This window comes from Pseudonocardia sp., assembly GCF_035305885.1.
Classification (GTDB): Bacteria; Actinomycetota; Actinomycetes; order Mycobacteriales; family Pseudonocardiaceae; genus Pseudonocardia.
In genome coordinates this window covers 67,238-79,586 of record NZ_DATGOP010000009.1, presented here as the reverse complement: position 1 = coordinate 79,586, position 12,349 = coordinate 67,238, and the positions used below count along the sequence as shown (strand labels likewise).

Below are 12,349 nucleotides of genomic sequence, written 5' to 3'. Positions count from 1 at the left end.
TCCCGGCTGCAGGCCAGACCCGACGAGGAGCTGGTGGCCATGCCCGACACACCGCACGACGTCCTCACGTTGGCACGGGAGAATTCCGCGCGGATCGTGGATCTCCGGTTCTGCGATCTCCCCGGCTTGATGCAGCACTTCTCCGTCCCGGTGGAGGAGCTCACGGAGGAGGGGTTCGAGTCGGGCTACGGTTTCGACGGCTCGTCGATCCGCGGGTTCCAGGAGATCCACGAGTCGGACATGCTCCTCGTGCCGGACCCGACAACGGCCGTGATGGACCCGTTCCGGGACGTGCCGACCCTGCAGATCCACTGCTTCGTCGCCGACCCGCTGACGCAGCAGAGCTACTCGCGCGACCCACGGCACATCGCGAGGAAAGCGGAGGACCACCTGCGGGAGACCGGGATCGCCGACGTCTCCTACTGGGGTCCCGAGCTCGAGTTCTACATCTTCGACGGGGCCCGGTTCGACCAGAACCAGCACGAGGGCTACTACCACATCGAGTCGGTCGAGGGCGTCTGGGCGTCCGGGCGGGAGGGGAGCCGGGGCTACCGTCCCCGCTACAAGGAGGGCTACTTCCCGGTGCCCCCGATGGACCAGCACCAGGACCTGCGCACCCAGATGGCCCTGACCCTCATGGACCTCGGCATCCCGATCGAGGTCCAGCACCACGAGGTCGGCACCGCGGGCCAGGCCGAGATGGACATGCGCTTCTCGTCGCTGCTGGCCATGGCCGACAACGTCATGAACTACAAGTACGTGGTCAAGAACGTCGCGTGGCAGGCGGGCAAGACCGCCACGTTCATGCCCAAACCGGTCTTCGCCGACAACGGCTCGGGGATGCACGTCCACCAGTCGTTGTGGAAGAACGGGCGGAACCTGTTCTTCGACGAGTCGGGGTACGCGGGATTCAGCGACCTGGGCCGCCACTACATCGGCGGGATCCTGGCCCACTCGCCCGCGCTGCTGGCGTTCTGCGCGCCGACCACGAACTCCTACCGCCGCCTCGTTCCCGGCTTCGAGGCGCCGATCAACCTCGTCTACTCGCAGCGCAACCGGTCGGCCTGCGTCCGCATCCCGATGTACACCCAGAACGCCAAGGCGAAGCGCCTCGAGTACCGCTGTCCCGACCCGACCGCGAACCCGTACCTCGCCTTCACCGCGATGCTGCAGGCAGGCCTCGACGGGATCCGGAACAAGATCGAGCCGCCGGAGCCGATCGACCGCGACCTCTACGAGCTCACGCCCGAGGAGGCGACCGACCTCAAGCAGGTGCCCGGCTCCCTCGAAGCGGTCCTGGACGCGCTCGAGGCGGACCACGAGTTCCTGCTGGAGGGCGGGGTCTTCACGGAGGACCTGGTCGAGACCTGGCTCGACTACAAGCGCACCAAGGAGCTCAACCAGATCCGCCTGCGGCCGCACCCGTGGGAGTTCATGCTCTACTACGACCTATAGGCCGTGCTCTGCGAGGACCGGGGGCCACCGGTCCTGCCACGGGGCCGCCGCCTCGAACGCGGCCGAGGCCCGCAACACGAGCGCGTCGTCGAGGCGGCGCCCGACGAGCTGCAGGCCGACCGGCAGCCCGTCCTCGGTGAAGCCGGCTGGGACCGTCGCCGCCGGCTGGCCGGTGAAGTTGAACGGGAACGTGAAGGACAGCCAGTAGAACCCGTCGACGTCCCGGCCGTCGATCGTCGGCGGACCCTGCAGGCCGTGCTCGAACGGCGGCACCGCCAGCGTGGGCGTGAGGAGCAGGTCGTACGAGCGGAAGAACCGCCACGCGGCGTTGTAGACGGCCTTGCGCTGGATCACCGCGCTCGTGAGCTGCTCGGCCGTCCAGTCGGCGCGCAGCACGTCGACCAGGTGCGGTGACATGCGGTCGCCGAGCTCGTCGGCGAGCCGGCGCATGCCCGCGAGGTCGCTCTCGCAGATGATCAGCGGCAGGAGCGCGTCGTACGGGTCGGACCAGCCCGGGTCGGCGCGTTCGACGGTGCAGCCGAGATCGCGCTCGAACACCGTGACGGCCTGGTCGACCACCGAACGCACCTGCGGGTCGACGGCGGCGTATCCCAGGTCCGCGCTGTACGCGACGCGGACACCGCGCAGGTCGCCGTCCACGGCCCGCCGCCAGTCAACGTCGTCCGAGCGGAGGCTCAGCCGGTCGCGGTCGTCGAACCCGGCGATCACCGACAGGACGAGGGCGGCGTCGGCGACGGTGCGGGTGATCGGGCCGATGTGTTCGAGGGACTCCCAGCTGGAGACGCCGGGATAGCGCTCGTCCTTCGTGCCCGGCCAGAGCGGCACGCGGCCCATCGTGGGCTTGATCCCGTACAGCCCGCAGAAGCTCGCCGGGATGCGGATGGACCCGCCCCCGTCGCTGCCCAGCGAGAACGGCCCGACGCCGGTGGCGACCGCGGCCCCGGACCCGGCAGACGACCCACCGGACGTGCGATCCACGTTCCACGGGTTGCGGGTCGGCTCGGCGAGCGGGGTCTGCCCGGTGCCGGAGTAGCCGAACTCCGGCACCTGCGTCTTGCCGATCACGATCGCGCCCGCGTCCTTGATCCGCTCGACCACCACGTCGTCCTCGTCCGGCACGAACTCGCGGTAGGCGTTCGACCCGGACGCGGTGCGGATCCCCTTCGTGTAGATCAGGTCCTTCACGCCGGTCGGCACGCCGGCCAGCGGCCCGATCTCGCGTCCCGCCGCGATCTCGGCCTCGATGCGCTCGGCCTCCTGACGCGCGAGGTCCGGCACGACGGTCGTGAACATGTGGAGGACGGGATCGAGCCGGTCCAGCCGGTCGAGGACGGCGTCGACCACCTCGACGGGGGAGAGCTCCTTCGCGGCGATGCGCCGCGCGAGGCCGACCGTGTCCATCTGGCAGATGTCGCTGTTCGTGGCCATCGTTCCGCCTCCTCGCGGTCCGGCCGTCCCCATCTCGGGCCGGTTCGACGTTAGGGCGGGAACGCGGCGAGGTCATGAGGCCGTCCGGCCGCTCGAGAACGCCCGAGCGGAGCGCTGCGGGGATCCGACCGGACTTGCCGGCCCGTCACGCCTCCGGCCACACCCCGGGGCACCACCGCCGCGGCACGCGCACCCGGACCGTGACACGGGGGTTGACCAGCTGGCTGACCTGCACGTCGCACACCACGCTCGCGAGCCGGTACGCGTCGGGCCAGGCCAGCCCGTGGGCGCCGGCGACGAGCGCCACCGCCTCGCCGAACCCGGCCCGCACGGCGGTGTCGACGTCGGCGGCGCTCGCGAGCACGTGCGCCGCGTCGTCGGCGAAGAGCAGCGGCCAGCTCCCGACGGGACCGGTGTAGCGCTCGACCGACAGCTGCACCCGGCCCGCGATCTCGATGCCGGTGCCGCCGAGCTCGCCGTCGCCCATCGCGGCGTGCACGTCACCGGCGGCGAGCCCGAGCCCCGGCTGGTGGGCGCGGAAGGCGACCGCGGCGCCCTCCCGGAGCAGTCGGGTGTCGAGGTTGCCGCCGTGGGCGCCGGGAACCGAGGTCGCCACCGTCTCGGCCGCGGTCGCGATCCCGAGGATCCCGACCATGGGGGCGAGCGGCACCCCGATCTGCGGGGTCAGCCACGCGTGCCCGTCCCGGACGGGCAGCAGGCGGGTCGACGGCTGCGCAACCTGCCCACCGAGCACCCCCAGCCCGGGGGCGACCGCCATGACGCCCGGCCCGCGCACGTCGATGCGCTCGACGCGGACCACGACGCCGTCGCCCACCTCGACCCCGTCGACGCGCACCGGGCCGGTGGCGCGGTTGAAGCGCGCCATGTCGATGTCGGGCCGCAGGACATCGGCGGAGGTGAACTGGCCGTCGTAGCAGTCGGCGGTCTCCAGGACGAAGCGCTCGCCGAGCGCCACCGACCCCACGGGGTCGAACCGCGGGCCGAACCGCGTGACGGCGCCGGACGCGGGGAAGACCTGCACGCTACGACCAGCCCTCCGGGACGAGCCCGACGATCGTCAGCAGCGAGTAGAGGAACGCCAGCCCGAACACCGCGATCAGCGCGACCTGCACGACCGGGTGCGCGATCCAGCCCGCCCGCCACTCGGGCTCCCGGTCGCCGGTGCGGCGGGCCCGGCGCAGCATCAGCACCGGCACGATGGACATGATCGCGCCGGCGAACCCGCCCGCGTAGCCGAGCGCGGAGACGAACCCGGCGAGGCCGAGGGCCGCGATGAGGAACGGGGGCACGACGACCAGCGTGATCCCCATCAGGCGATGGCGCACCGACCCCGTGGCCGGCCAGGCGAAGCGGTCGAAGACGTTGGTGAGCAGCGTCAGCCCGATCGCCCAGAAGGACGTCATCATCGCCAGCAGCGCGAACACGTTTGCGCAGTAGTACGCGACGGGCCCCAGTGCGTCGGCCCACGCGATCGTGACGACCTCGGTGATCCGGTCGGGGCCCATCATCCCGAGCGCGGCGAACGGCACCAGGGCCAGCACGAACCCCGTGGCGCACATCCCGGCCACCACGGCCCGCGGCAACGCGAGCGGCGCGTGCCGGGCCAGGCCGCGGGCGAGCTCGGGCACCGTGTACTGCGCGATGAACGAGAACACGGCGAGGTTCATGATCGGCACGACGAAGTACGGCTGCAGGAACGTCAGGTTGTCGACCTCGATGCCGGGCCCGACCAGCGTCCACCCCACGAGCACCGCGATCAGCAGCGCCATCCCCGTCGTGATCGCCTGCTCGGAGCGCCCGGTCGCGCGCAGGCCCAGCCACACCACGACGACCCCCGGCACGTAGAACAGCAGGCTGCCGGCCAGCTGCGGGATGCCCAGCAGCTCGCCGAGCACCTCCCCGCCCCCGCTCGCATAGGCGATCAGCGCGCCGAGGCCGTTGATCGAGATCCCCGCGAACAGCAGCCACGACCCGGCGTCGCCGAGGTACTTGCGCGCGAGCCCGGACAGCTGCAGCGGCGTCTCCGTGCGCAGCGCGACCTCGGCGACGTAGAGCATCGACGCCGTCGTCAGGAAGCCCGCGATCAGCAGCGCGATGACCAGCGCCGGAAAACCGCCGGTGCGCGCGCCGTAGGGCAGGCTCAGGATGCCCGCGCCGATGTTCGCGCCGAAGATGATCGCGACGCCCTGCCAGAACGTGATCCGCTCGTGCCCCAGGCCGGTGAACCGCCGGGTGTCGCGGTCGCGGGCTTCCGTCACGTGCGCTCCTGCCTCGTCCGGCCCGCCGCTGGCGACGGGTGCTGGTCGGGATGCCGGTAGTGATCATCCTCGACCACCGGGCCCGCCGCCCGGTGGGGCGGTGCTCGGGAGCGCCGGACGGGTCAGGCCGGGGCGAACGCGCGCAGGAACGTGTCGACCGCCGCCTTCGCCACCTCGCGCAGCTCCTCCTCGGGCACCGCGCGGGTGCCGAAGCGGGTGCGCGTGTCCATGCCGCCGGTGAGCAGGCTGGCGAAGTGCTCGGCGGCGAGCGCGGGGTCGGGGACCGAGAGGTGCCCGGCGACGGACAGGGCGAGCAGCCGGTCGGCGAGCGCCTGGCTGACCCTGGTCGAGGCGCGGGTGCAGTAGACGTCGACGAGCTCGGGGTGCTGCGGAACCTCGGCGGTGACGAGCCTGCGCAGCGCCCAGGACCGCTGGTCGGTGTAGCACTGCAGCAGCTTCACCGCGACGTCCTCCAGCGCGGCGCGGACGTCCGAGCCCGGTTCCAGCAGCCGTTCGACGGCCTCGAGGTTGGCCTGCGCGGCCCGGTCGGCCTCGGTCATCAGGCACTCGCGCAACAGGGTCTGCTTGTCGCCGAAGTGGCTGTAGACCGTGGCCTTCGCCACCCCGGCCTCCGCCGCGATCTCGTCGACCCCGGCCTGGGCGTAGCCCTCGCGGGCGAACACGACGCTCGCCGCCTCGAGGATGGCCAGGCGCTTGTCGATGCGACCGCGCGTCCGGGTGCCCGCCGTCATGGTGCCGATGCTACCCGAGCGACTCGAAATCCAGACTTGACAGTTCAACTCGACGTACTACTTAATCAGACTCGTGAGTCTGGATAGGCAAACTCGAATGGATGCACCGCTGCGTCGGACGATCGCGGTCGTCCTCCTCGGCGGGATCATGGGGATCCTCGACGGCTCGATGGTCCTGGTGGCGGTGCGGACCATCGCCGAGGACACCGGCGCGACGCTCGGCGCCGTCGGGTGGGTCGGCACGGCGTACCTGCTCGCGGTGACCGCGACCGTGCCGGTGGGGGCGTGGGCCGTCGACCGCTACGGCGGCAAGCGGATGTGGCTCGCCGGGCTCGTGGTGTTCCTCGTCGGCTCGTTGGGCGCGGCGCTCGCCCCGCAGCTCGGGGTGCTGATCGCGTTCCGGGTGGTGCAGGGCGTCGGGGCGGGGGTCCTCGACCCGCTGATGCTCACGCTGCTCGCGCGCGCCGCGGGGCCGGCGCGGTCCGGGCAGGTGATGGGGATCATGGGCGTCGTCGGTTCCGCGGGACCGGTGGCCGGGCCGATCGTCGGCGGGGCGCTGCTGCAGGCGCTGGACTGGCGCTGGCTGTTCCTGGTCAACCTGCCGATCGTGGTGGTGGCGATCGTGCTCGCGGTCCGGGTGCTCGCCCCGGACGCCCCCGCCGCGGGCGCGCCGGTGCGCCGGCTCGACGTGGTGGGCGTCGCGCTGGTGGGGCCCGGCGTGGGCGCCGCGCTGCTCGGCCTGTCCCGCGTCGAACACGAGCACGGCGCGCCGGCCTGGTCGGTGCTCGTCCCGCTCGCGCTGGCCGCGGTGGCGCTCGCCTGCTACACCGCGCACGCCCTGCGCAGCGCGGCGCCGCTTCTGGACCTGCGGCTGCTCGCCCGGCGCGGGGTCACGCCGAGCCTCGCCGCCGCGGGCACGAACGGGCTCGCCACGTTCGGGGCGCTCCTTTTGATCCCGCTGTCCTACCAGCAGGTGCACGGTCTCGGCCCGGCGGCGGCCGGATTGCTGCTCGCGCCGCTCGGGGCGGCCTCGATGATCGCGATGCCGGTGTCGGGGCGGCTGTCGGACCGGGTCGGGGCCCGGCGCGTGGCGGTCACGGGCAGCGTCGTCGCGCTCGCGGGGGCCGTCCTGCTCGCCGCGCAGCCCGCGGGGGCGGGGCTCGCCGGGGCGGTGGCCGGGGCCGTGGTGCTCGGCTTCGGCCTCGGGACGGTCGGTGCGCCCGCCATCGGTTCGGTGTTCCGCACCGTGCCGCCCGCGGCCGCCTCCCAGGGCAGCGCCCTGCTCTACGTGTTCAACCAGGTCGGGGCGGCCGTGGGGATCGCGGTCGGCGCGGTGCTGGTCGCCGGCGCGGAGCCGTCGGTCGCGGGCTTCCGGCCGGCGTTCGCGTTCCTCGCGCTCGCGGTCGTCGGTGGGCTGGTGGCGAGCGCCCGGCTGCCCGGCCGCTCACCCGCCGCGGCGGCCGAGCCGGTGGGGACCGGCTCCTGAGTCCACGTGCCGTGGGTCACAGAGGGCCTGCCCTCGGCGCCGCGGGGTCGCAGGATCGCGGGTGCGGGTTCGTCGCACGAGAGGGGACCGCGTGACACTCCACAGCTCGCACTGGGGCAACTTCGAGGCCGTCGCCACGGACACCGGCCTGGACGTCCGTCCCGATCCCGTCGACCCGGATCCGGCGCTGCCGCTGCTGCGCAACGTGCCCGCGATGCTCGACGAACGGGTCCGCGTGCTGGTGCCGCACGTGCGCCGCGGCTTCCTGGAGCGGGGCGCGGGCCCGGACGAGCGGCGGGGACGCGACGACTACGTCCCCGTCTCGTGGGAGCGGGCGGTCGCGCTGGCCGCGGGGGAGCTGGAGCGGGTCCGCACCGAGCACGGCAACGCCTCGATCTTCGGCGGCTCGTACGGCTGGGCGAGCGCGGGCCGGTTCCACCACGCGCAGAGCCAGGTGCACCGGTTCCTCGGGGTGCTCGGCGGCTACACCCGCTCCGTCGAGACCTACAGCCTCGGCGCCGCCCGCCCGCTGCTGCGCCGCATCGTCGGCAACGACGACCCGATCTCGCGGCCGACCACGTTGCCGGTGCTCGCCGAGCACACGGAGCTGTTCGTCTGCTTCGGCGGGATCCCGGCGAAGAACGCGCACGTCAACCCGGGCGGCATCGCGCGGCACACCACCGTCGGGCACCTGCGGCGGGCCCGGGAGCGCGGCGCGCGGTTCGTCCTGGTCTCCCCGCTGCGCGACGACCTGGTCGCCGACCTCGACGCCGAGTGGATCGTGCCCGTGCCCGGCACGGACACGGCGCTGATGCTCGGGCTTGCGCACACGCTCGTGGCGCACGGCTTGCACGACGCCGCCTTCCTGCGCACCCACTGCGCCGGGTTCGACGAGTGGTGGGCCTATCTGGACGGGCGCGCCGACGGGGTCGTCCGCGACGCGGCGTGGGCGTCGCGCATCTGCGGGGTGCCCGCGGAGCGGATCGTCGCGCTGGCCCGCGAGATGGCCGCGCACCGCACGATGATCACGCTCAGCTGGTCGCTGCAGCGGGCGCGCTACGGGGAGCAGCCGCTGTGGGCGGGGATCGCGCTCGCCTGCGTGCTCGGCCAGATCGGGTTGCCCGGCGGCGGGTTCGCGCACGGCTACGGCTCGATGGCGGGCGTCGGCGGGCCGCGCGTCGAGGGTCCCCTGCCGACGCTGCCCAGGGGCGTCAACCCGGTCCGGGACTTCATCCCGGTCGCCCGGATCGCCGACATGCTGCTGAACCCGGGCGGCGAGTTCGACTTCGACGGCGCGCGCCTGCGCTACCCCGACATCCGGCTCGTCTACTGGGCAGGCGGCAACCCGTTCCACCACCACCAGGACCTGGCGCGGCTGCGGCGCGCCTTCGCCCGCCCGGAGACGATCATCGTCAACGAGCAGTTCTGGACCGCGACCGCCCGGCACGCCGACATCGTGTTCCCGGCGACGACGACGCTGGAGCGCGACGACATCGGCTGCGCCCGCGAGAGCGACGCCATCGTCGCGATGCCGCGGATCGCGGAGCCGCTCGGCGAGGCGCGGTCGGACTTCGAGATCTTCCGCGCGCTCGCCGACCAGCTGGGCGCGGGCAAGGAGTTCGACGAGGGCCGCGACGAGCGGGGGTGGCTCGAGCACCTCTACGACCGCTGGCGGGCCGCGCTGCCCGCGGGCGACGACCCGGGGCTCGATTTCGCCGCGTTCTGGGCGAAGGGCCGCATCGATCTGCCCCGGCTCGACCGCGACCGGGTGCTCTACGCCGACTTCCGGGCCGACCCCGAGGCCCACCCCCTGCCCACGCCGAGCGGGCGCATCGAGATCACCTCCGCCACGGTCGCGTCGTTCGGCTACGACGACTGCCCCGGCCACCCGGCGTGGCTCGAACCGGAGTTCCTCGCCGACCCGCCGGGCACGGGCCCGTACCCGCTGTTCCTGGTGGCGAACAACCCGGCCACCCGGCTGCACAGCCAGCTCGACCACGGCGCCGGCAGCGCCGGGTCGAAGATCGCGGGCCGCGAGCCGGCGCGGATGCACCCCACCGACGCCGCCGCCCGCGGGCTGGCGGACGGCGACGTCGTCGTGGTGGAGAGCCGGGTGGGCAGCGTGCTGGCGGGGCTGGTGCTCTCCGACGCCGTCGCACCCGGCGTGGTGCAGCTGTCGACCGGCGCCTGGTTCGACCCGAGCGCCCCCGAGGTGGCGACCTGCGTGCACGGCAACCCGAACGCCGTCACCACCGACGTCGGGACCTCCCGGCTCGCGCAGGGCTGCACCGGGCAGCTGTCGCGGGTCGAGGTGCGCAAGGCGCCCGAGCCGCTGCCGCCGGTGCGGGCCTACGAGCCGCCGGTGGCCGCCCCGTAGCCGGGCCTCACGAGGCCGCCGTGCGGGGCAGGCCCGGCGGGTTGATCTCCGAGGTGGGCACGGCCTCGCTGGTGAGGTTCCAGCGGGCCAGCACCTCGGCGTAGGTGCCGTTCTCGATCACCGTGTTCAGCGCCTCTGGGCGAAGCCGCGGCGCCGGTGCGCCGAGTGCGTCCAGATCCGCTTCAGCTCGGCGGTCCGCTCGTCGTAGCGGCGGAACGCGTCCCCCGGCGACCGGGGCGTCGTCGGCGAGCAGCAGGACCAGGCCGCCGTCGGGCGGGCCGAACTCGGCCGCGCCGCGCAGCGCCTCGTGGCGCAGGTCGCCCAGCGTGTGGCCGTAGCGGGGGAGTACTCGCGGTCCAGCTCGGCGAGCAGCGGCAGGGCGAGCGGGTCGGTGTAGGGGACAAGGCGTGCCTCGAGTGCCGGTGCACTCATCGGATCCTCCGTCGAGAAGGCATGGGGAAACCGCCGCGGAAGCGGGGGTGCGGTGAGGGAATGCGCGACGGGGATCAGCGACAGAGGGCGGTCTGCGTGCGGCACAGGTCGACGTGCCGCCGCGGCGACCCGGAAAAACGCATGTGCGAAACCCTATGTCGAAACGCGTGCGCCTTGTCAAGCGGTGCTCATTTCGGCGCGCAATTGCCGGACAGCACGGCCGGGAAATGTCCGTCCCCATTCCTCGTCGTGGACGGGAGGGGCCGGCCGCTCACGTCCAGCGGCGCAGCAGCCTCCGCTCGGCGAGCCCGAGCAGCCCGTCGGTGAGCTTGCCGAGCAGGGCGAGCAGCGCGATCGCGAGCAGCAGGATGTCGGTGCGGCCGGTGTTCTGGCTGTCGATGAGCAGGAACCCGAGCCCGATCGACGAGGCGATCAGCTCGGCGGCCACCAGGAACAGCCAGCCCTGCGCGAGCCCCAACCGCAGGCCGGCCAGCGCGCCGGGCGCGATCGCGGGCAGCTGGATCTGCAGGAACAGCCGCACGCCGCTGCGCCCGTAGGCGCGGCCGACCTCGACGAGGTGCCGGTCGACGTGCGCGAGCGCCGCCGACACGGTGGTGTAGACGGGGAAGAACGCGCCGATCGCCACGAGCGTGATCTTCGGCGTCTCGCCGATGCCCAGCCAGAGCAGCAGCAGCGGCACCCAGGCCAGCGAGGGCACCGCGCGCACCGCCTGGATGGACGGCGCGAGCAGCGTGCGGGCGCGGTGGGAGAGCCCGACGACGCCACCGAGCAGCAGCCCGGCCCCCGCGCCGAGCGCGAACCCGGCGAGCACGCGCTGGGTGCTGATCGCGATGTGCAGCCACAGCTCGCCGCGGCGCAGCAGCTCGGCGAGCGCGGCGAGCACCGCGCCGGGCGTGGGCAGCTGCGCGGGCGAGAACCGCCCCGAGGTGGCGAGCGCCTGCCACCCCAGCACGAACAGGACGGGGACGACGAGCCCGAGCAGCGCGGTGCCCGCCGCGCCGCGGGCGCGCCCCGGCGCCCGGGCGGGGGCGGGGGCCGGGGCGCTCGGGTGTTCGGTGACCGTCACGACCCGGCCGGGGTGGCGCCGCGCGCCGCCTCGGCGAACCGGGGCTCGAACAGGGTGTTGAGCGCGGTCCGCGCCTCCTCCTCCGAGCGCACCAGCCCGTCGTTCACGAGCAGCGGCAGCAGGCGCCACAGCACCTCCCGCTGCGGCTCACCCGGCACCGGGTCGATGTCGAGCTGCGTGCGGGTGAGCAGCTGCTGGCGGGCGATCTCCGGGTCGATGCTCGCGGCCGTGGCGAGCGTCTGGACGGCCGCGTCCGGGTTCTCCAGGATCCACGCGCGGGCCCGCTCGTAGGCGTTCACGACGGTCTGCACGAGGTCGGGGTGCTGGTCGATGAACTCCTCCCGGGCGTTGAGCAGCCCGTAGGAGTTGAAGTCGAGGTTGCGGTAGATCAGCCGGGAGCCGGCCTCCAGCTCGGTCTGCGCCATGAACGGGTCCAGCCCGGCCCACGCGGCGACGTCGCCGCGCTCGAGCGCGGTCTTGCCGTCGGAGTGCTGCAAGTTGACGATCTCCACGTCGGAGGCCGACAGGCCCGCCGCGGCGAGCGTCTGCAGCAGGAAGAAATACGGGTCGGTGCCCTGGGTGGCCGCGATCTTCTGCCCCCGCAGCTGCGCCGGCTCGGTGATCGCGGAGTCGCCGGGCACGACGATCGCCGACCACTCGGGGCGCGAGTAGACGTCGATCGAGCGGATCGCCGAGCCGTTCGCCCTGGCCAGCAGCGCCGGGGTGCCCGCGGTCGAGCCGATGTCGATCGCGTCGGCGCGCAGGTTCTCGTTGGCCTTGTTGCTGCCCTGCGAGAGCACCCACTCGACGGAACCGGGCCCGAGCTCCTGCTCCAGCCAGCCCTGCTCCTTGATCACGAGGCTCTCGGGGTTGTAGTAGGCGTAGTCGAGGCGGATCTGGACGCCGCTGTCGGCCGGCTCGCCGACCGAGCCGTCGGCGCTCTCGCCGGACACGCAGCCGGCGAGCATGCCGAGCGCGGCGACGAGCCCGCCGAGGCGGGCGAGGCGGGGGAGCGATCGGGACATCGTGGAC

10 protein-coding genes are annotated in these 12,349 nt (G+C 73.5%); 3 read left to right on the top strand and 7 right to left on the bottom strand.

Features of this window, described 5'->3' with window-relative positions:
- Positions 1-39 precede the first annotated feature (39 nt).
- Entirely contained in the window at positions 40-1,455 is a 1,416-nt protein-coding gene (gene glnA / locus VKZ81_RS01435; RefSeq protein WP_324239557.1) for a type I glutamate--ammonia ligase, read from the top strand.
- Here the strand turns inward: glnA and VKZ81_RS01430 are convergent.
- The 4 genes from VKZ81_RS01430 to VKZ81_RS01415 all read right to left on the bottom strand — a co-directional run bounded on the left by VKZ81_RS01430 (position 1,450) and on the right by VKZ81_RS01415 (position 5,935).
- Positions 1,450-2,904, bottom strand: coding sequence for an amidase (locus tag VKZ81_RS01430; RefSeq protein WP_324239521.1), 1,455 nt, complete (start codon positions 2,902-2,904; stop codon positions 1,450-1,452). The genes glnA and VKZ81_RS01430 overlap by 6 nt on opposite strands.
- 145 nt (positions 2,905-3,049) lie before the next feature.
- Entirely contained in the window at positions 3,050-3,946 is an 897-nt protein-coding gene (locus VKZ81_RS01425) for an acetamidase/formamidase family protein (RefSeq protein WP_324239520.1), read from the bottom strand.
- 1 nt (position 3,947) lies between these two features.
- Complete coding sequence (locus tag VKZ81_RS01420) at positions 3,948-5,183, bottom strand: amino acid permease (RefSeq protein WP_324239519.1); 1,236 nt, start codon at positions 5,181-5,183, stop codon at positions 3,948-3,950.
- A 122-nt stretch (positions 5,184-5,305) separates the two neighbouring features.
- Positions 5,306-5,935 (bottom strand): TetR/AcrR family transcriptional regulator, encoded by a 630-nt coding sequence (locus VKZ81_RS01415; protein ID WP_324239518.1) that lies wholly within the window; start codon positions 5,933-5,935, stop codon positions 5,306-5,308.
- A 97-nt stretch (positions 5,936-6,032) separates the two neighbouring features.
- Between VKZ81_RS01415 and VKZ81_RS01410 the strand changes: the two genes are divergently transcribed.
- Positions 6,033-7,421: a DHA2 family efflux MFS transporter permease subunit gene (locus VKZ81_RS01410; RefSeq protein ID WP_324239517.1), complete on the top strand. Its 1,389-nt coding sequence runs from the start codon at positions 6,033-6,035 to the stop codon at positions 7,419-7,421.
- A 91-nt stretch (positions 7,422-7,512) separates the two neighbouring features.
- Complete coding sequence (locus tag VKZ81_RS01405; RefSeq protein ID WP_324239516.1) at positions 7,513-9,798, top strand: molybdopterin-dependent oxidoreductase; 2,286 nt, start codon at positions 7,513-7,515, stop codon at positions 9,796-9,798.
- A gap of 126 nt (positions 9,799-9,924) precedes the next feature.
- Here the strand turns inward: VKZ81_RS01405 and VKZ81_RS01400 are convergent, their stop codons facing one another.
- From VKZ81_RS01400 to VKZ81_RS01390, 3 genes are all read right to left on the bottom strand, one after another.
- Entirely contained in the window at positions 9,925-10,230 is a 306-nt protein-coding gene (locus tag VKZ81_RS01400; RefSeq protein ID WP_324239515.1) for a GNAT family N-acetyltransferase, read from the bottom strand.
- Between the two features lie 271 nt (positions 10,231-10,501).
- Entirely contained in the window at positions 10,502-11,317 is an 816-nt protein-coding gene (locus VKZ81_RS01395; RefSeq protein WP_324239514.1) for an ABC transporter permease, read from the bottom strand.
- On the bottom strand, positions 11,314-12,342 hold the full coding sequence (locus tag VKZ81_RS01390) for an aliphatic sulfonate ABC transporter substrate-binding protein (protein WP_324239513.1): 1,029 nt from the start codon (positions 12,340-12,342) through the stop codon (positions 11,314-11,316). The genes VKZ81_RS01395 and VKZ81_RS01390 overlap by 4 nt, the downstream gene beginning before the upstream one ends.
- Positions 12,343-12,349: the final 7 nt, after the last annotated feature.